Annotated in this window: 19 protein-coding genes; 14 read left to right on the plus strand and 5 right to left on the minus strand. The window is 46.2% G+C overall.

The features are described 5' to 3' along the window. Positions 1 to 154: 154 nt before the first annotated feature. A complete protein-coding gene (locus tag BLW34_RS07735) occupies positions 155 to 1,717 on the minus strand; it encodes a GTPase family protein (protein ID WP_090577856.1) in 1,563 nt (520 codons plus the stop codon). Continuing rightward, positions 1,714 to 2,937 carry a YcjF family protein gene (locus tag BLW34_RS07740; RefSeq protein ID WP_090577859.1) on the minus strand — a complete coding sequence of 408 codons (1,224 nt, stop codon included), beginning with the start codon at positions 2,935 to 2,937 and terminating at the stop codon, positions 1,714 to 1,716. Before BLW34_RS07740 ends, BLW34_RS07735 begins: the two co-directional genes overlap by 4 nt. Positions 2,938 to 3,378: 441 nt before the next feature. Here BLW34_RS07740 and BLW34_RS07745 point away from each other — a divergent pair, with 441 nt between their 5' ends. Together BLW34_RS07745 and BLW34_RS07750 are read left to right on the plus strand one after the other, a co-directional pair. Further along, positions 3,379 to 4,419, plus strand: coding sequence for a Kelch repeat-containing protein (locus BLW34_RS07745; protein WP_256203668.1), 1,041 nt, complete (start codon positions 3,379 to 3,381; stop codon positions 4,417 to 4,419). A 164-nt stretch (positions 4,420 to 4,583) separates the two neighbouring features. Further along, positions 4,584 to 5,000, plus strand: coding sequence for a hypothetical protein (locus BLW34_RS07750; RefSeq protein WP_090577864.1), 417 nt, complete (start codon positions 4,584 to 4,586; stop codon positions 4,998 to 5,000). A 158-nt stretch (positions 5,001 to 5,158) separates the two neighbouring features. On the opposite strand, the gene dksA is transcribed toward BLW34_RS07750, so the two are convergent. The 3 genes from dksA to BLW34_RS07765 all read right to left on the minus strand — a co-directional run bounded on the left by dksA (position 5,159) and on the right by BLW34_RS07765 (position 7,497). After that, the gene (gene dksA / locus BLW34_RS07755; RefSeq protein ID WP_090577868.1) at positions 5,159 to 5,581 is read right to left on the minus strand and encodes an RNA polymerase-binding protein DksA; all 423 of its coding nucleotides are present in this window, start codon (positions 5,579 to 5,581) and stop codon (positions 5,159 to 5,161) included. A gap of 610 nt (positions 5,582 to 6,191) precedes the next feature. Next, positions 6,192 to 6,638: a CBS domain-containing protein gene (locus BLW34_RS07760; RefSeq protein ID WP_090578003.1), complete on the minus strand. Its 447-nt coding sequence runs from the start codon at positions 6,636 to 6,638 to the stop codon at positions 6,192 to 6,194. A 469-nt stretch (positions 6,639 to 7,107) separates the two neighbouring features. Then, positions 7,108 to 7,497 carry a hypothetical protein gene (locus BLW34_RS07765; protein WP_090577870.1) on the minus strand — a complete coding sequence of 130 codons (390 nt, stop codon included), beginning with the start codon at positions 7,495 to 7,497 and terminating at the stop codon, positions 7,108 to 7,110. 306 nt (positions 7,498 to 7,803) lie between these two features. Between BLW34_RS07765 and BLW34_RS07770 the strand changes: the two genes are divergently transcribed. From BLW34_RS07770 to BLW34_RS07825, 12 genes are all read left to right on the plus strand, one after another. After that, positions 7,804 to 8,310 (plus strand): aspartate carbamoyltransferase, encoded by a 507-nt coding sequence (locus tag BLW34_RS07770; protein ID WP_090577873.1) that lies wholly within the window; start codon positions 7,804 to 7,806, stop codon positions 8,308 to 8,310. A gap of 40 nt (positions 8,311 to 8,350) precedes the next feature. Beyond that, positions 8,351 to 9,145, plus strand: coding sequence for a sterol desaturase family protein (locus BLW34_RS07775; RefSeq protein ID WP_090577876.1), 795 nt, complete (start codon positions 8,351 to 8,353; stop codon positions 9,143 to 9,145). A gap of 248 nt (positions 9,146 to 9,393) precedes the next feature. Then, positions 9,394 to 9,696 carry a type II toxin-antitoxin system RelE/ParE family toxin gene (locus BLW34_RS07780; protein ID WP_143037886.1) on the plus strand — a complete coding sequence of 101 codons (303 nt, stop codon included), beginning with the start codon at positions 9,394 to 9,396 and terminating at the stop codon, positions 9,694 to 9,696. Between the two features lie 12 nt (positions 9,697 to 9,708). After that, entirely contained in the window at positions 9,709 to 10,062 is a 354-nt protein-coding gene (locus BLW34_RS07785; RefSeq protein ID WP_090577879.1) for a HigA family addiction module antitoxin, read from the plus strand. Between the two features lie 549 nt (positions 10,063 to 10,611). Then, on the plus strand, positions 10,612 to 11,037 hold the full coding sequence (locus BLW34_RS07790; protein ID WP_090577882.1) for a hypothetical protein: 426 nt from the start codon (positions 10,612 to 10,614) through the stop codon (positions 11,035 to 11,037). Positions 11,038 to 11,549: 512 nt separating this feature from the next. Beyond that, positions 11,550 to 13,109: an MraY family glycosyltransferase gene (locus BLW34_RS07795; protein ID WP_256203669.1), complete on the plus strand. Its 1,560-nt coding sequence runs from the start codon at positions 11,550 to 11,552 to the stop codon at positions 13,107 to 13,109. A 15-nt stretch (positions 13,110 to 13,124) separates the two neighbouring features. Then, positions 13,125 to 13,745: an adenylyl-sulfate kinase gene (gene cysC / locus BLW34_RS07800; protein ID WP_218138808.1), complete on the plus strand. Its 621-nt coding sequence runs from the start codon at positions 13,125 to 13,127 to the stop codon at positions 13,743 to 13,745. A 32-nt stretch (positions 13,746 to 13,777) separates the two neighbouring features. After that, positions 13,778 to 13,978, plus strand: coding sequence for a nucleotidyltransferase domain-containing protein (locus BLW34_RS07805; RefSeq protein ID WP_218138809.1), 201 nt, complete (start codon positions 13,778 to 13,780; stop codon positions 13,976 to 13,978). Between the two features lie 95 nt (positions 13,979 to 14,073). After that, the gene (locus BLW34_RS07810; protein WP_090577888.1) at positions 14,074 to 14,406 is read left to right on the plus strand and encodes a hypothetical protein; all 333 of its coding nucleotides are present in this window, start codon (positions 14,074 to 14,076) and stop codon (positions 14,404 to 14,406) included. A 168-nt stretch (positions 14,407 to 14,574) separates the two neighbouring features. Next, positions 14,575 to 15,837: an O-antigen polymerase gene (locus BLW34_RS07815; RefSeq protein ID WP_090577890.1), complete on the plus strand. Its 1,263-nt coding sequence runs from the start codon at positions 14,575 to 14,577 to the stop codon at positions 15,835 to 15,837. 135 nt (positions 15,838 to 15,972) lie between these two features. Then, positions 15,973 to 17,151: a hypothetical protein gene (locus BLW34_RS07820; protein WP_090577892.1), complete on the plus strand. Its 1,179-nt coding sequence runs from the start codon at positions 15,973 to 15,975 to the stop codon at positions 17,149 to 17,151. Next, positions 17,126 to 18,274, plus strand: coding sequence for a glycosyltransferase (locus BLW34_RS07825; RefSeq protein WP_090577895.1), 1,149 nt, complete (start codon positions 17,126 to 17,128; stop codon positions 18,272 to 18,274). Before BLW34_RS07820 ends, BLW34_RS07825 begins: the two co-directional genes overlap by 26 nt. The last annotated feature ends 67 nt before the right edge of the window (positions 18,275 to 18,341 follow it).

Consider the following 18,341-nt stretch of genomic DNA (forward strand, 5'->3'; position numbering starts at 1 on the left):
CCTTTGACGGTAGCAAGTTCTTCGACATGGAGGCGGCATGATTTTTCCAAAAATGGTTGCGAAATAAGAGAGTATCTTCTCCCAGCGGGAGAAGGCTTTAATGCCGAATTTTGAAGTACGATGAGTATATAAAACCAATGGGAGCGATCAGGCTTCACTCCCCGGAAGACTTACCCAATCTGTCAGGTAAACTCCAGAGAAAACGGCCGGTGCTGATCAGTTGGCGGCGTAGCAAAGCCCAGTCTTCCGCACGTTTCTTGGCGTCCAGGCAACGCAGTAGCCGAACTCTGAGTGCGGCGTCCTGATGATGCAGGATCGCTGCCCAGAGCGCGTCATTCACGTTGTAAACCCGCCCTTCCTTGAGACAAACCGGAATTACCTGTTCGACCGGTACTGCAAGATCAGTTGCAACGGTCTGCAGCGCAGCACGAATGCTGATGGCTTTGACATCCTGTTGGTTGCTCAGGTCATAAGGGGGTTGCCATGCGCTTGCTGGCCGTAACAGGTCGATATGGCTCATGACAACCAGCATAGGGGGCAAACGGCGATTTAATTGGGTAGCCTGGAAGATGCGTAAAGCGTCCAGGCAATGTCGCTCGGTCTGCCGATCAGGACGATTGGCCGGGCTGACCCATAAGATCAGATCGGCATCCAGCGCAGCGGTATGGATCTGCTTCTCATTGAAGCGCGTGCTGTCACAACCGGGACTATCGAAGATCAACGCCTGGGTGAGCCCTTCGCGTTGCAGCACAAAAGGGGTAATCGTGTGCGTCGTATCCGGCAAGATATCGGTGGCCGTGGTGAGTTTCCCGAACAGCGCATTGATCAGGCTTGATTTGCCCGCATTGGTTCGTCCCAGCACGAGGATGCGCAATGGCTCTTCAGGCGCGGCAGCAGTTTGTTCGATCTTGTTCAAATCGGCATGGGAAACGAGTGTTTGCGCCATGGCCGGTTTTGTGGCCTCATCCATTACCACCGGTTGGCGACCGCTGTAGAGATCAATCGCATAGTAGCCAACCTTGCGTATATAAGCACGCAAGAACCAGCGGTGCAGCTCGCTCTGAGCCATACCGAAACTGCGCTCCCGCAGATGTTGCCAGATCTCGCCAAACAAGGCATTCACCGGATTGATCAGCACCCTCCCCGCCCGGTAAACATTGTATGCCTGCTCTGCTTTAGCTTTCCAGCGATGCAACCGGAGCATATCACCAATGGATAGGCGATCACTAAACGGTATATTTTCAGTCATATCCTTGCGTAAGTCGCGGCTCGCCTGCTCGATGATCAACAAGGTATGCGGAACATTGAGTTCCAGGAATGGTTTCTCGGCTTGGGGGTAATAGCATTGTGATACCGTATCCAGCGTGCGCCTGCCCAATCCCAGGATCCAGGAGGCATCTTCGATCGGCCAATCCTTGGGGTCGCAGGTTTCCGCCAGTTTCTCGACCTGTTGCCAGACGGCTTCCGCTTTAGGTGGCCAGTCCGGGTTGGGCTCGGTTGCGATTTCATCGAGCAGTTGACGGTCACGCCACGCCAGCCAATGTTGCAAACCATAGCTGAGCGCACTGAATACCGCCATAGCGATGACCCAGTAAAGCAGATTGCCCGTCTGCCACAACCATAGCACCCCTAATCCGAATACCGTCAGTGTTGGCAGCCCTAATAAGATCAGCGCAAATAATCGCAGAGGTTCAATCCGTTGCAGTAATGTCTTCATTTACCGCGTAATCGCTCCTTAAGCAAGGAAGCGCCACTTTCCAGCGCTTCCACGTAGATTCGCCGCAGCGTATCAGGATCGACATTAAGACCCTCCTTACGCCGCGTGAAAAAATAAACCGCAGCCTTACCCAATGCATAAGTCGTCGCGCCGCTCGCACTCGCGCCCCATGCCGCCCCTATTGTTTGCCCCAGAACAGGAATGACTTTGGTAACAGCACGACCTACCATTCGCGCCAGGTAGCTAGATGCAATCCCCACACCCACCAGGGCGAGAAATTCCGTGATGGCGCGCTTATCCCAGCGCTGCCCGTACAGGACTGCCAGGCCGTGCAGAAGCTTTGCCTGGACTGTAGACACGGCAACCAGATCCACCACCGGCAGGGCCCCTACTCCGGCTGCCGTTAGCGAATAGCCGACAATATGCTGATGGGCGGTACGTTCATAAAGATCACGCACTTCTTTCTCACTGGTCAACTGGTGCTGCAATCCAAGGGGCAACATGAATTCAATGGCTTGCCACAACGCTTCCAGACCGTAATTGGGCGGCTCAAAACCATCCTCAGGTACAGTCAGATCCACGGCCACCCAACGTACCGGGGTGGCGCCAGGCAATTTTTCTGCGGCAGCGCGCTGTGCGAGCAAAGCTCGCCGCAGCTCGACCGGAAGGGTATTCGGCAAGGGTTCATCACCATAGGGCCAGGGGAGAATATGCTTGCTGTCAGCTGGATACAGCTCATGCAGGCCAGTTTGCACCATCAGCAAAGGCCATTCAGGGTGACGTTGACGAACTGTCCGCAGCACTTCAAATACAGGCTCCTGATGCATATCGGCCACCTTCATCACTGCCAGCAGCAAATGCGCCTGAGATTCGCAATAATGAACATCATCATTCGGATCATAGGCAACTTCTCCGAGACCACGTGTATCCAGAAACCGGACCACTGGCATATCCCCTGGGCAATCATAAAAGCGGGAATAGCGTGTGCACGGCTGAAATCCATTGCCGATCTCGGCTGCTTCGTTACCAGTCAATGCACGGATGATCGAGGTTTTACCTGCCTGAGTTTTGCCTAGTAACCATAATACCGGCAGCGGCATCTTTTTCCGCGCTTCGCGCAAGGAGGCCTCCAGCGTGGCTTCGTCTACTTTAGGGTCGAGTAGAACTGACTGGAGCTGTTTCCAGTATTCTGGCCAGTTTCTGAGATTATCAAATTTCATCAATATGAATTAATCAGTTGATTACCAGATATACTCATCACACTTCAAAATTCGGTTTTCATCATCCCTCATCCAGCCTTCTCCCAGCGGGAGAAGGTATAGCTGCCGAATTTTGAAGTGCGATGAGTATAGATAAGTATTGCTATGCTTTTTTTGAACACTATTCTACGCGTTTTGCGGATATTTCCATCGGTAAACTCAAAAAATCTAATTTTCTGGTAATGCCATAACGACAACGCAAAATACAGTTCTTATCATCCCTCATCCGGCCTTCTCCCAGCGGGAGAAGGTATAGCTGCCGAATTTTGAAGTACGATGAGTATGAGTATACTTCAAGCAGGTATGGAATGCGCTGGATACGGCGGGTATCCCTTTCATCCTGCATTAACTCACGCGAATTTATGAAATATTCGGGTTAAGGGAAATACAATGGTTTTCTTCATGTCGATAACTCTGGAGGAATTTTCCATGTTCAATTCCAAGCTTTTCATCATTACAGGTGTTCTTTTTCTGAGTCTGACAACATCGGATCTGATTTTTGCTGATACATCCAAAGCTGGCACATGGGCTACGGCTTCTCCTGCTCCCAGCAAGCGAACGGAAGTGGTCGCAGCCGCGGTCGAAGGTAAGTTATATGTGGCTGGCGGTTTTAGTAAACCCAGTATTCAGAATGTACTGAAATTGGCCATCAGCAGCGACGTGGAAGTGTATGATCCCGCTGCTAATTCCTGGTCGAGTACCACACCTCTTCCAGAAGGACGGCACCATGCCGGCATGGTTTCATACAATGGCTTGTTATATGTGATCGGTGGATTCACCCAGTCTTTCTTGTCCATCTGGCATGCGACCCCAACAGTTTATCAATATAATCCCTCAACGAAAGAATGGCGTGAATTAGCTCCCATGCCTACTGCCCGTGGGGCATTGGGGGTCACCGTTTATCAAAATCGCATCTATGCCATCGGGGGATATGATGGCAAACAAAATTCTGGCGCGGTGGAAATTTTTGATCCAGAAACAAATACGTGGTCGTCTGCTGCTTCGATGCCTACCCCGCGAGACCATTTGGCGGTTGTAACGGCTGGATCTCGAATCTATGCCATCGGCGGCCGGCCTGATCTGGATTATCATCATAATATCGGGACGGTCGAAGAATACGATCCCCATACCAATCAATGGCGATCACGGGCTAGCCTGCCTACTGCCCGGAGCGGCATTACCGCTGGCGTAATCGATGGCTGGATCTATGTGGTTGGTGGTGAATCTGAAGAAGGCACCTTTGCCACTAATGAGGCGTATAACCCGGCTAAAGATCAGTGGGACACGATGACGCCCATGCCGACGGCACGCCATGGACTCGGTTCTGCTGTAATCGATGGACGTCTTTATGTGATTAGCGGCGGACCGACACCTGGCGGCTCATTCAGTCAAGTAAATGAGGTCTTCACACCGCCGCCCACTCACGGTAGTTCACACCAGTGAATCAAGAACCATGAGGAGTTATACTCATCACACTTTGAGGGATTATGAAAACAGAATTTTGAACTACGATGAGTATATCTTGAATTTCATCCTACGGGAGCTTGCTTTTGGCGTAATATATCGCCTCACTTAGAAAGCTTGTTTGTTAGATTTTGGAGGCATAAATGGATATTTGGAGCATGATATTTGGCTTGATCGTAGGGGTAGCAATAGGTGCCGTTGGTATAAATTTGTGGAATTCCTACGTAAACAATCAAGCTATTGCAAAAGTAAATAATCTGTTTGAACAACTGTGGCATCGGCATACCCATCTTTTTCAAGAGATGAAGCAAGATATGGATAATCCCGATTACAAGTTTCAGAGAGAATTTTATGTTCTCAGGAAAAATCAGCGTTTCAGCTTGAGTCTTCCAAGATCTTGCCTGGTATATTTCTTGGAGGAGCATGATGACTTAGAGCATCAGTTAAAAACTTTAGAATCTTATGATCTCATTAGCAATGTAACTGAGCCTGGTAAGGATCTTGCCAAATACCAATTCAACGAAAAATTTGTCGAATTACTTCGTAGAAAAAATATTTAGCTTGCGGAAAGAAAGAGACAGAGGCCGCTGGCTAGAAGACAGCGGCCTTTCCACATCAAAACTTTTTATTAATAGGCGCCACTCAAAACTATTCCGATAGTTGACATGGACATAGTTTTGATTCTAAAAAGTAAAGTTAAAAAAACCTTAAATAGTCTTTATTTGGCTAGCTGCTTTTCTTTTATTTCTTCCAGCGTTTTACAATCAATGCAAAGTGAAGCTGTAGGACGTGCTTCAAGTCGTTTCAATCCTATTTCAATACCGCAGTTATCACAATAACCATATTCACCCGCATCAATTTTTGTGAGAGTTTCATCAATTTTCTTGATCAGTTTTCGTTCCCGGTCTCGATTACGCAACTCAAGCGTCATATCAGATTCTTGACTGGCTCTATCATTAGGATCAGCAAAAACCGTCGCTTCTTCTTGCATGGTGTGAACCGCCCGATCTATTTCTTGACTTAGTCCAATTCTGAGATCCTCTAAAATTTTGCGAAAATATGAAAGCTGCTCAGCACTCATATAAAGTTCGCCTTTTTTAGGTTTGTAAGAAACAACTGGTTTATGTAATTCGTGTTGCATTCCGAAAGCTCCTATTTTTTTAATTCTTATCAATAATCAAAAACAGAGGAATAACAGAAAAAGATAGATATAGCAAGTCTGCATCTGCTTTACTAGATCACTAAAATCTGTTTTGCTGATTAGTGGGGGTAGAACAATTTTAACGGCGCGCCATTATATACTCATCGCACTTCAAAATTCGGTTTTTATAACCCCTCATCCGGCCTTCTCCCAACGGGAGAAAGTATAGCTGCCGAATTTTGAAGTGCGATGAGTATACTAGCCTCTTAAGGAGCAATCGGGCTTAACCCGAATATTTCATAAATTCGCGTGATGATCACGCAGGATTTTGATTAATAGGGAAGTTTTGAGAAGGAGGGGTGTAGTGATTCATACACCCGACTGAGCAAAATCTTTCTTATTAATCAAAAGACAAGTGAGGGCACGTGCCAATTTATGAAATATTCGGGTTAAGTTGATCATCAGCTGGCCCTTCTTTTCTTGCTGTCAGCAGTACATGTCTAACCTGATACAAATTGCCCAGCACAACTGTGCAAGATTTTTAGCAACGGGAGCTCTGCTTTGGGTAATTGACCCGCCCAAGAGGGATCCAGACGTCATTAGGGAAACATTACAACCCAATCTCAGGCGTGTCATATATATAACGTTCGAGCTGTTTGATGACAAATTGATGCTCTGAAATTGTATCTTTCACCAAATCACCAATAGAGAGTAACCCTATTAATTTGCCCTCTTCAATAACGGGTAAATGGCGTACCCGCATCTCGGTAATCAGCGCCATGCAATCTTCATTTGTATTATCCAGACCAACATAGACTATTTGACGCGACATGATTTCTTTGACCAGCGTGTCTTTTACGGGTTTATTCAGCAAATATGACTTACGTGAGAAATCTCTTTCTGTCAGGATTCCAATCGGCTTATCGTCTCTCATGACCAGCAATGCACCAATGTTATTGGCCGCCATCAGCTGCATGGCATCGAAAACTGATGCTTCCGGGTCAACAGTAACAACCTTATGCCCCTTCCCATTCAATAGTTGTTTTACAGTTTTCATATCATGCTCCTTTTTGAGTAAAAAAATCCCTGGTTCATCATTCTCAATCACACTGTCTAGTTTATAGTATCTTATCCGCCACAACCAAGCGGGTTATAGGTAAGATGGTATAAAAGTAAAAGGCAAATATACTCATCACACTTCAAAATTCGGTTTTTATCATCCCTCATCCGACCTTCTCCCAGCGGGAGAAGGTATAGCTGCCAAATTTTGAAGTGCGATGAGTATAAATAGTCAATATCTCTTATCTTGCGAGAGATTCCTGATTCTCAAGCTATCATCATAGGAGAAATGCAAACAGGCGATTATTTTTATTGCTTCTGCTCATTAACCAGCCAGCAGATCATGCTGCTTACTTGCAACAAAAAGAATATTTTGTGATGTGATTGCACGATGTGCTTGTGGTATTCGTGCAACCACTCTAATGGCTAAAAGAAACCACCCCAAGTGAGTGTATTTGACAAAATTATCAGATTATTCCTAATAATTTTTGCAGGCACTTATCGATAAATGGTTGAAATACGCCCATAAAATTATCCAGATGGAGTATGCCCACAATCAATATTAATAGTCCGCCGATAATGATGCCACGCTTTAGGCCCCACACAAAACTGACCGAAGCAGGCGCCCGTAAGTAAGATGGATTCGAATATGAAAATATGATTTTCATAATAGCCAGCAACACCCCAAACAATACGCACCAGGAAAATAAGCTAAATGAGCGATACAATCTTGTTCCTAAATCTTCCGATGCCCACTCAATGACTGAAAAACGCAGACAAATAATAACAACGAGTAGCAGCACTAATGAATTCCAGAATCCGCCAAATCTCGCCTTCATTTCACTTTCGAAGCTCATGTGATTCTCCCTTCAAAAAAATAGAAAATTCCTTTAAGTTCAGATATCTACCTACTTGCTTCCAGATATGGCTACCTGAACAATCGATATTATCATGTCATCTAGTAGATTTTCTTTCGTCATCGAAAAAAATTGCCAGCGCGTTACGCACCTTAGGCGGCTCCAAGACACATTCCAAATCAATGAGATCGCTGCTTTTACCTCGCTTAAGCGCATGGCGTAAATTTAGCGCAGAGGTAAAACAATTGGCCTCGTTAATTGGTCTAACTCTACTCAAATTTCAATCAAATCTAAAAAGAGGCCGCCATGAAGCAATTTTTTGTATTCTTATCATTTGCACTATTTGTCATCATTCCAGCTCATGCCGTGGAGCCAGCGGATGAAAATCGGCTTGATGAAATCGCAAAACGTGGAACTCATGTCATGCCATTCGATCTGGAGAAAACGACACATATTTTCACCAAAACGACTGAGGGCGGAATTCAGCAGGTTATCGCCAAGAATCCACTTGATTCTGAGCAAATTCGTTTAATACGCGAGCATCTATCAGAAATTTCGACAGAATTCAGGCAAGGTGATTTTTCCAAACCAGCGCAGATTCATGGTGATGACATGCCAGGACTGGCAGCATTAAAATCCGCTCAAGCTGGGCAGATCAAGATTGAATACAAGGAGCTCCCTGATGGCGCACAGATTAACTACTCATCTGAATCGTCATCACTAATCAAAGCAATCCATCAATGGTTTGATGCCCAGTTAAGTGACCATGCCCGTCATGCCGCGCCAGGGCATCCGCATAAGCACTCCCATTAATCATCTTTTTCCCAGGTAGAGCAGACTTGCTTATCCATTCATGCCTTCCGAATATGAAATAACCCTCAGGCTAGGTTTTTTCTTCGGCATCTTCATTCTCATGGCAGGGTGGGAAGCCTATGCACCCAAGCGTCATTTGACTGTTTCAAAAATACTGCGCTGGCGCAACAACCTCGCACTCACCCTGCTCAATAGCCTTATCCTGCGGTTGGTCTTTCCTATCACAGGGACGGGTATGGCCATTTATGCGCAAATCAATGGATGGGGATTGTTCAATTGGGCGCAGGTCCCCGCCTGGCTTGCGCTTATTGTTAGCGTCATCCTGCTGGATCTGGTGATTTACTGGCAACACGTGATGATGCACGCCCTCCCCTTGTTATGGCGGATACACCGTGCACATCATGCTGATCTGGATATCGATGTAACGACGGGCGCGCGTTTCCATCCGCTTGAAATGCTGCTTTCGATGCTCATCAAATTTACAGCAATCATGATCCTGGGCGCGCCTGTGCTCGCTGTGCTGATTTTTGAAATCGTGCTCAACGCCATGGCCATGTTCAATCACAGCAACATCCATCTACCGCTCATGCTGGATCGAATATTGCGTCAACTGATTGTCACGCCTGATATGCACCGCGTTCATCACTCCGCCATCAGGCAAGAAACGAACAGCAATTACGGATTTAATCTCGCCATCTGGGATAAATTATTTGCTACCTACCGTGATCAGCCGCGGATCGGTCACAGTCATATGACTATTGGTCTAAGCGAGTGGCGTGACACGGCACTCTGCTGCCGGTTGATAAACATACTCATCATTCCGTTCCGAAAATAAATTTTCTGAGCATTTATTCTGGTTAAAAATTCAACTTACTGGTGACTGCGGAAACCGCTGTGGGGAAGTGTTTTGAGTACTTGAGCAGAAGGATAAGGCTGAATATACTCGTCACACTTCAAAATTCGGCAGCTATACCTTCTCCCGCTGGGAGAAGGTCGGATGAGGGATTATAAAAACTGAATTTTGAAGTGCGACGAGTATAGTTTGAAGTATTCGGGTTAAGTATATTGCTAGTCGTTTAATGTATGACGTTATATGATTGTGTTCATGAACAAAACTTTCGCCACGAAAGAAACGGCAGCTTTGTTTGCCAACGAGAAGATCAGGCGACGCCGCCGGAAATTCTCCAGGTTGCCTGCCGTAAATTGGCGCAACTGCACCGCGTTTCCTCCATTGAGGAATTGCGTATTCCGCCCGGAAACAGGCTTGAAAAATTATCTTGTAACCGGGATGGACAATGGAGCATCCGGATCAATAACCAATGGCGAATTTGTTTTCGATTTGAAGCCGGAGACGCGTTTGACGTCGAGATTACCGATTACCATTAAGGGATTTACATTATGATTATCCGTATCGAAGATCTGGAGAACATGGATTTCAGCGACGTTGCTGAAGGCGGAAAATTGCGCCCTATTCATCCCGGAGAGATTCTGCGGGAGGAGTTTCTTGTTCCGTTGAGCATAACTCCCCATGCGCTTTCTTTGGCATTGCAAATTCCAGCTACCCGCATTAACGATATCGTGCGGGAGCGCCGCGCGATCACCATCGACACTGCGCTCAGGTTGGCGCGATATTTTGGCAACACCGCTGAATTCTGGATGGGAATTCAAATTGATTACGACATAGCGATTACTCGCGATTCCTTACGTGATGCATTGAGTCGAATTCAACGATTTGAGCCTTCCCATGCGTGATCGGGATAAATCATCTACAAAGAATTCGTCATAGAATCGAGCGGCAATGTGTTGCCGACTTGGGATTTTCACCGGAAAATAACATGATTTTGTTGAGCAAATCCTCTAAGTTAACGACATATTGTCAAGTAATTGCAGAATTAAACTGGAAAAAATAAGAAATTTCATTCAAAAATTATTCAGCAATTATTTAATGCCTGCCCGTGCAAGCAAAATTCACTTTGAATTGTTGATCTTTTGTTGCTCACTTATACCAACCTCCCATGTCATCTGACTGAATATGCTTGCTATTTGGCGCAAATATACTCCTCGTACTTCAAAATTCGGTTTTCGTAATCCCTCATCCTGCTTTCTCCCAATGGGAGAAGGTTTTGTCGTACCAAATTTTGAAGTGCGAGGAGTATATACAATCCTGCCATAGCTGTAATTTGGCAGATTTATTTTGTTACAGATCCTTAGCCCGAATTTATGAAATATTCTGGTTAGTTGCCAAATCAAATGGAGGCATATAAGGTATCAAGATGTTAGCGATTTAGGAAGGAAGTCAGCATGCCTGAAAAAATAGAAAATCTGGGGGACTTTCTGATGGCAATTATAGGACTGCTAAAGCTCATCGAAAAATCTGGCCTGCTTCTTTTTCGCTCAAATTTCAGAACCAACTACAGCCATAGCCTGGAAGAAGTCCTTCCCAGATTGGAAAAATTAAAAGAACACGATCATATCCAATTCCCAACCGATTTTGAGGCTATGATCGAATCGGGTCTAACGGGTAATCAACTCGATCTCAAGCTTGAATCCTTCGAATACAGTTATATTGAATTTCATGAAGAAGGAGGTCTTGAAAATCTAGTGCTTGTTCTTGATAAAGGCCGAATCTTGCTGAACAGTATTGCTGGTGCCGCGCCAGGCTTTGGCTCCTTTGCCCAAGAACTCATCGAGTTCATCATCAAAGAATTGAAGCAACGAAAAGCTTAGAAAAATAGACGCTATTCAAGCCATCAGGGTCATAGAGACTGGATGTACACTAGCCCGAATATTTCATAAATTCGCGTGATGATCACGCAGGATTTTGATTAATAGGGAAGTTTTGAGAAGGAGGGGTGTAGTGATTCATACACCCGACTGAGCAAAATCTTTCTTATTAATCAAAAGACAAGTGAGGGTACGTGCCAATTTATGAAATATTCGGGCTAGATCAATATATATGACAATTTGTCACATTCTAATACGCTGGCATGTATGAACCCAATCCCGAAAGACCTAAACACTTACTCAGAGGAAACTAAAATAAACAAAATGCTAAGGAAATAATAATACTTGTCGTAAGTAAATGACAACTATTAACGGGCAAAACCGTATAGTGGTTTCAAATAGATTTAATATAGCTCTGCTACCATGATTCGTAGTTATGATTTATAACGGGTTAAATTATGATCTCTACTAATCCCATAGCTCAAATAATCTTTTTATTTGCCCTCAGCACTGCATTGTCAACCATAGTTATCCGTTTTGCTATCTCAGTGGCGCTTACGTATGGCATAGCAGATCATCCCGGTGGCCATAAACAACATGACACCATCACACCCTTTGTCGGTGGCGTGGGAATCTTGATAGCCTTATCAATAGCACTCATCATGCTGTTCAATACTCATCCTGAGGAACCGCTGAAATGGCTGGGTCTAGGACTGGGATCCATCGTCATTTTCGCCACAGGCTTTGCAGATGATTTATGGCAGCTTAATTACAAAGTGCGCCTGATCATTCAAGCTGCGGTCGCACTTGTCATGGTTCTGGCAGGTGGGGTCGTGCTCACTAATCTTGGCAGCCTCCTTCCTGGTCTGACACTAGAGCTGGGGCTGCTTGCAATTCCTTTCACGATCTTTGCCACTATCGGTGGAATCAACGCACTCAACATGATCGACGGAATGGATGGGCTTGCAGGATCGTTGTCCCTGGTTAGCCTGCTTCTGATCAGCGCCGTTGCTTTCATTGCCGGCGATTCATCCAATCTCACGTTAGCCGCCGCACTTGCCAGCGGCACAACAGGTTTCTTATATTTCAATCTTCGCCATGCTTCACAACGCCGTGCCAGGGTTTTTCTGGGTGATAACGGTAGCATGCTGCTCGGATTCCTCTTTGCCTGGCTATTGGTCGATCTCTCGCAAGAACCTAATCAGGCCATGACTCCCGTAACAGCCATCTGGCTATTCTCCATTCCACTGATGGATACCATCAGCGTCATGCTGCGTCGCGTTGTATTAAGAAAATCCCCTTTTATACCGGATCACAATCACCTGCATCATATTCTGCTGCATGCTGGTTTCAGAATCGAAGACACCGTTATTGCTATCGCGTCGCTGCACTTGCTATTTGGCATAACAGGGCTGGCAGGCTTATATCTGGGCGCACCCGAATTTGTCATGCTACTCGGTTTTCTGCTTGTCTACGCCGGTTACTTCTATGTAACCCAGCGCCCATGGTATTTCATCATGGCGTTACGTCATCTGCATACTATTTTGGGACTGACGCCTGCTGAAAAGCATGGGTTATTCTTAGGCAGCTATACAGCCCAGGAAGCTGAGAGCCTGGTCAGGCTGGTTTCCAAAGAGCTCGGACCCAGCGTGGACTCCTGGGTGCAAGTTTTAGAAAAGCACTCGTCGCATCGGGATGCTGGCAAGCGCTATGCGGTTGCCGTCAATATCCGGATGGTAAGTAATGATTGTGCTACTGACGAGGAGATCAAACAATATGTGGCCTTACTCCAACAAAGGATGATGGAACGACGGGGTATCCAGGTACGCCAATTTTTCGAGCGCAATAGCAGGAACGATCGAAGAGCCGACAATCGTGGCAGCCCCATCGGCACTGAGTTACGTATTTCGGAAAGGCGTAACCCCGATACGGGACTGCTCATACTCGAAGTCATGTTTGACAAGTTAACACCCGAACACCACCCTGCTCCTGGAATAGAAAAATCATTTTCTGAATCTCAGGCACAATCGAGAACGCAATCTACTTTGCAAGAAACTCATCAAGCAGATAAATAGCCCAGAGATTCCATCGTGACTGATCAATTTCCTTCTTCCGGTAATATCACCTGGCATCATGCCACCGTTACCCAAGCAAGGCGTGAAGCGCTAAATGGCCATCGTGGCGCAATTCTGTGGCTTACCGGATATTCTGGCGCAGGCAAATCCACGCTTGCGCATGCTGTCGAAGCACATCTGCATCAATGTGGTTATCGGACATTTGTCCTGGATGGTGATAATGTCCGCCACGGCCTTTGCAGTGATCTTGGTTTCACACCGGAAGATCGGGTGGAAAATATTCGCCGCGTCGGGGAAGTCGCCAAGCTCTTCATGGAAGCCGGCATCATCGTACTAACCGCCTTTATATCCCCCTTCCGCGCAGAACGTGAACGTGCCCGCAGTCTGGTCGAACAGGGTGATTTCATTGAAATCTACTGCGATTGTCCCATCAAAATCTGCGAATGGCGTGACGTAAAAGGTCTCTACAAAAAAGCGCGTGCAGGACAAATTATCGAATTTACTGGAATATCCTCTCCCTATGAAGCACCTGAGAACCCTGAGCTCATCGTCAACACAGGCACAACAGACCTGGCTACTTGCGTACAGCAAGTGATTAGTGAAATAAAGCAACGGGGAATTATTGAGAGGGTTTGATTGCTATTCATTATGATTAAAGGATATTTACGATGAGACTGACCCAGAATCAGGTTATGACTATTCGCCAGGCAGTTGCTGGAATCTTTGGCGCAGGTGCACAAGCATGGCTATTTGGCTCGCGAGTGAATAACAGCAAACGTGGCGGTGATATTGATCTCCTTATTCACCCTGACTCAAAAAGGGTGAATAATTTGCTCCTCAGAAAAACTCCTCTGCTTGGCCAGCTCTGACATACCTTGAGTAAGCAAAAGATTGATATTGTCATGGAGCACAACGCCGATGCACGTCCTATTGTCCAAGTTGCTCATCAAACAGAAATTCGATTATGAAGCCTCGCTCTGGATTATTCATACCCGAACAAGTCATGGTCGCCCGTCATGATCACAAGAAAGACTTAAGTGACACTTTGACTGATTTTGAGCAATGCAGCTTCACCCTTTTAGATTTGGAAAAGCTCTCCAAACAGGATCGGCGCTTGCTTGATCGGTTCGCTTATCGATATGCCTGTCCGCAAGCTAACTGTCTGGCGAAACACGACGCGACCACCCAGTATATGTTCAATACCGCTGCCGATTGTCACCTGACTATCGATACTCTTCGAGGTGGTCGGAAGCCGTTACCACGTCTACCTGGATTGCTTCGGCAGGTTATGCCTTGATGAGAATTCGCCGTATAAGCTAACAGATGATCGACGCTACTTACAACGATAAAGTCGTGGATTAAAAAAGTTTATGGGATAGCAGTGATTACATATTATTTAATATTGACGCTTGGCTGTGTGTTGTCATTGGCGCTACCACTTCGATTGTTATATCGCGAAGGAACCATGGTAATTGCATCCAGGCCAATATTCTTGTTCTCCATTTATTTTTTCTTAATTCACTTTTTAACACCTTTATACAAGGCAAGTGTCAGCCGCTTCAGGTATCAGGCCGAATATGATGAGCTAGCTATGATCTACAATGCTTTACTTAGCGTGCTGGTCTATATATTGGCTTACATTATCAGCGAATACACTGGCAAAAATAAGAAAAAGGTCATCTTAATGGCCACCGAATTCCGAGGCGCAAAGGATGCAATGTTTGTCGGCGTTTTGCTATATGCGATAGGCTTTTATTTCTCCTGGGAGGCCATGGGGGCAATAACTCATTCAATTGGGGTCGAAGAGTTTATGAGCGACCGAATAGCTGGTGGAAGCCAGCTTGGACTAGGGCAACATTTCTCAAACCTTCTCATTATTGGGAGTGTAATTTTTTTTGCGGGTTGGCTAAATTCCAGGCGACTTCTTAGATTGGTCGGTCTACTTGGTTCAATAGCAATGATCGCTTATTCGTTTTCTTATTTCGGATTATTATCAAGCAGAAATTCCATACTTATCGTTATCATTTTCCATATCACAATATTCGCGTTCTATCGCCCTACGCAAATCAAAGGCAGTACAAAGGGAATCAGATACATTTTGTTATTTCTTGCCATTGCTATTGGATTGGTTTTTGCAGGACATCAGACCACAGTAGCACGCTATACAGACCGAGGTGGTTGGCATGCGCAACAACAGTTGGAAAATGTCTGGTATACGCTTTTGGATGGAACATTCGGAAATGATGAAAATCTGCTTTGGCTGTTAGAGAATGACCATGAATACTATTTTGGCTTTACTTATCTCGCCGGGTTTGTGAACTTGATTCCAAGCGCATTATGGCCAGAAAAACCGTGGGGGGCCGGGCCAGAAATTAGAAACATGATCTATCCGGGAACCTATGTGAAGGGTGGACTTCACAACAGCTCGATTACAACGGGATTACTCACTGAGGCCAGAATGAATTTTGGTCTATTGGGAATGCTAGTTGCAGTCTTTCTTTGGGCAAAGATATCGAAGTTTTTTTTCTGGCGAATTCTTGCATCTACACATATCGTTTCTCAAACAGCATGGCTGGTCAGTGGCATTTCGCTGAGTACAATGCTCATGTACTCAGAGTTTTTGGGGTTTTTCGGGCGGTTTATTTTTCTGTTTGTTCCTCCATTTGTTCTTCTTATGCTAGTTAGAATCTTAAAACAGGCAATTCGACTACAAGCAAAAAATATGTGAGGAGGAGAGCTAAGGTGTACAAAATTTTATATGTAATATTCCACAACAGCATTTTATTTAATTTTGGATTACTCGGCCTACTTTGGGTACCTACCTTTGAACCCAAATTACAATTGGATTTATAAGCTCACGATAATGTTACGCACGAGTTTAATCTACCTTTCCGGCCTCGCATCGCTCCTGCTTGCTGACGTTCTGATCACCAAAGCGCTTCCTGCTGAAAGTATCGCTCGCTGGGCTGAAGTACGAGCCCTCGTGGGGATAAGCGGAGTGGTGTGCCTTGTTGGCCTTGAACAGGTGCTTGTTCGCAGCCGCCAATCTTCGAGCCTGTTGCTGCGGTTGATCGCCTTGCAGGTTCCAGTTCTGGCGCTTGGGGTGGGTACGCTTGTCTGGTGGCTGGGATTTCTGGGACATTGGGCCACGGCGGTTCTGCTGGCGATGGCATCAGCCGGAACGATGGCGTTTCTTCAATATTTTCGGTCGCACCATCAGCGTTTGCGTGCCCAGATTGCTGAACAAGGCTGGAAGATTCTCATATTTATCGCAATCCTGTTACTTATTTTAACCGACACGCAGTTGCCGCTCGATACACTGGTAGTTGCAATAATGCTGTTGATGATGGGTTTCTCGACGGTTATGCTTTGGCGGTTACCACCCTCCCACTTGTTTCCACAGGCTTCTGAACCACCTTCGGCACTTTATGCCATTGGAGTGAGATTCATGGTGACATCACTGCTGCTGGCGCTTGCAGTCTATGCCGAACAACTGGTGGTAAATGGATTGGGAACAGCCGAGGAAGGGGCTAGCTATTTTACCCATGCCACGTTCTTTCTATTCCCGATCTCGCTGGCAAATGGATATCTGGCCTTTCTAATCGGTCCGTGGGTGCGTGACAATCACGATCAGTTTATGTCATTCCTAAGGTCACGCGGTTGGCTGATCGGGTTTGGGGCAGTTGCCTATGCCGCAGTAGTGCACGGGATCGGTTGGGTGGGATGGACCATTATCAGTCCGGCAGCAGGAGAGTCTGACCCGATCCTGCGTGTCGTATTCTTCCTTGTCTGCATAGCCAGAACGCTTTACACATTCCCCAGTGCCTATGTCGGGGTATTTGGTCAGCCGCACCAACACGATCTGCTGATCATAGGACAACTCGCTATCCTTACAGCGGTTGCTGCTGGATTCTTTTTCATGTATCAGGGCAGTATTGTGCAACTTGTCTACATTGTTGCAATCATGAGTGCGGCGAACTGGGTTTTGCGCACTGCCCTTGGTTTTGGAGTATTAAATGTCATCGCTAAATCACGCATCTGATCCGGTAGAGAAAGAAATCGTCATGCTCGCGCCACTTCCGGCGCCGCGTAAAAGACCAAGGCTTGCCAAGATGATTCCGATTTTCCGGCAGGCAGGCTATCGGGTATTGTTCTTTGGCTGGGAACGAGTGTCCGGCGAGATGCAGGGACTTGCCTGGAGTGATTCCGAGGTTCAGGAAAAAGCTATTCTCCGCGGCGGTGGCCATGTCACCCGCAAAGCCCGACTAATGTACCCTATTTGGATGTTGGTGGTGTTCTGGCGGGTGCTACTACTTGGCCGTGGCCGGGTATTGTTCTGCCTCGGTTGGGAAACTGCGTTTCCCGCCCGGATCGCCGCGTTCATCACAAGATCGAAAGTGGTATTTGACGACGCAGATCGATTTTCAATGATTCTGCGTCTTCCAGTACCACTGCATCGGCTACTGCAATCTCTGGAAAAGTGGACTTCACGTAACTGCACTTTGCATATCATCCCGGGTTGGACACGATATGATTGGTGTGGTGAAAATATGATTGTGTTGCGTAACACACCAACTCTCGAAGATTTTGAGGCTGCTCGTCATTCGGTGCCGCAACGCTCTGACGCTGACCTCGTAGTATATGTAAATGGTTGGCTGGTTGATACTCGCGGGGCGCCGATCTTTTTGGAAGCGCTTCGGAAGCTTGAAAACCGAGATTTCAAGGTGAAGATGCATATTGCAGGTATTGTTGATACAGACACAGGCCGCGAGTTGATTGCTCATCCATCAGTGATTTTTCATGGTGAAGTTCCACAGCGCGATGCTCTCGCTCTTTACCCCACGAGTGACGTTGTTCTGACTTACTACGATCCAGATATCCCGATTAACCGTCAGGCAGAATCCAATAAATGGGGAGATTGTATTTTCTTTGGCGTGCCATTCGTCGTAAATAGTGAAGTTGAAACGGCCAGAGAGTTCATCGAGGCTGGAGCTGCGTGGGGGGTACCGTATCGTGATGTGGATGCCCTCGTCGGCCTCTTTGAGAAGCTTTCCAGAGATAAGTCTAAACTACTTGCTGCGCGCGATGCCTGTGCACGATTTATCGAACACTATCCCGTTTTTGATGCGCAAATGCGCAAAATAATAAAAATTTTGGCAAATTAAATTATTAACTTAATAAATACTACTAATACGATGATTATCAGTAAGTGTTGGTTGTCCTTACGCAAAG

Source organism: Nitrosomonas sp. Nm58 (assembly GCF_900107335.1).
Classification (GTDB): domain Bacteria; phylum Pseudomonadota; class Gammaproteobacteria; order Burkholderiales; family Nitrosomonadaceae; genus Nitrosomonas.

Bases quoted from the DNA above. Each gene is read 5' to 3' on its own strand.
- BLW34_RS07815 (WP_090577890.1), top strand. From the start codon at position 14,575: ATGGTAATTGCATCCAGGCCAATATTCTTGTTCTCCATTTATTTTTTC.
- BLW34_RS07760 (WP_090578003.1), bottom strand. From the start codon at position 6,638: ATGAAAACTGTAAAACAACTATTGAATGGGAAGGGGCATAAGGTTGTT.
- BLW34_RS07770 (WP_090577873.1), top strand. From the start codon at position 7,804: ATGAAGCAATTTTTTGTATTCTTATCATTTGCACTATTTGTCATCATT.
- BLW34_RS07820 (WP_090577892.1), top strand. From the start codon at position 15,973: ATGTTACGCACGAGTTTAATCTACCTTTCCGGCCTCGCATCGCTCCTG.
- BLW34_RS07765 (WP_090577870.1), bottom strand. From the start codon at position 7,497: ATGAGCTTCGAAAGTGAAATGAAGGCGAGATTTGGCGGATTCTGGAAT.
- BLW34_RS07745 (WP_256203668.1), top strand. From the start codon at position 3,379: ATGTCGATAACTCTGGAGGAATTTTCCATGTTCAATTCCAAGCTTTTC.
- BLW34_RS07810 (WP_090577888.1), top strand. From the start codon at position 14,074: ATGAAGCCTCGCTCTGGATTATTCATACCCGAACAAGTCATGGTCGCC.
- BLW34_RS07790 (WP_090577882.1), top strand. From the start codon at position 10,612: ATGCCTGAAAAAATAGAAAATCTGGGGGACTTTCTGATGGCAATTATA.
- BLW34_RS07750 (WP_090577864.1), top strand. From the start codon at position 4,584: ATGGATATTTGGAGCATGATATTTGGCTTGATCGTAGGGGTAGCAATA.
- BLW34_RS07775 (WP_090577876.1), top strand. From the start codon at position 8,351: ATGCCTTCCGAATATGAAATAACCCTCAGGCTAGGTTTTTTCTTCGGC.
- BLW34_RS07740 (WP_090577859.1), bottom strand. From the start codon at position 2,937: ATGAAATTTGATAATCTCAGAAACTGGCCAGAATACTGGAAACAGCTC.
- BLW34_RS07780 (WP_143037886.1), top strand. From the start codon at position 9,394: ATGACGTTATATGATTGTGTTCATGAACAAAACTTTCGCCACGAAAGA.
- BLW34_RS07825 (WP_090577895.1), top strand. From the start codon at position 17,126: ATGTCATCGCTAAATCACGCATCTGATCCGGTAGAGAAAGAAATCGTC.
- BLW34_RS07785 (WP_090577879.1), top strand. From the start codon at position 9,709: ATGATTATCCGTATCGAAGATCTGGAGAACATGGATTTCAGCGACGTT.
- dksA (WP_090577868.1), bottom strand. From the start codon at position 5,581: ATGCAACACGAATTACATAAACCAGTTGTTTCTTACAAACCTAAAAAA.
- BLW34_RS07805 (WP_218138809.1), top strand. From the start codon at position 13,778: ATGAGACTGACCCAGAATCAGGTTATGACTATTCGCCAGGCAGTTGCT.
- BLW34_RS07735 (WP_090577856.1), bottom strand. From the start codon at position 1,717: ATGAAGACATTACTGCAACGGATTGAACCTCTGCGATTATTTGCGCTG.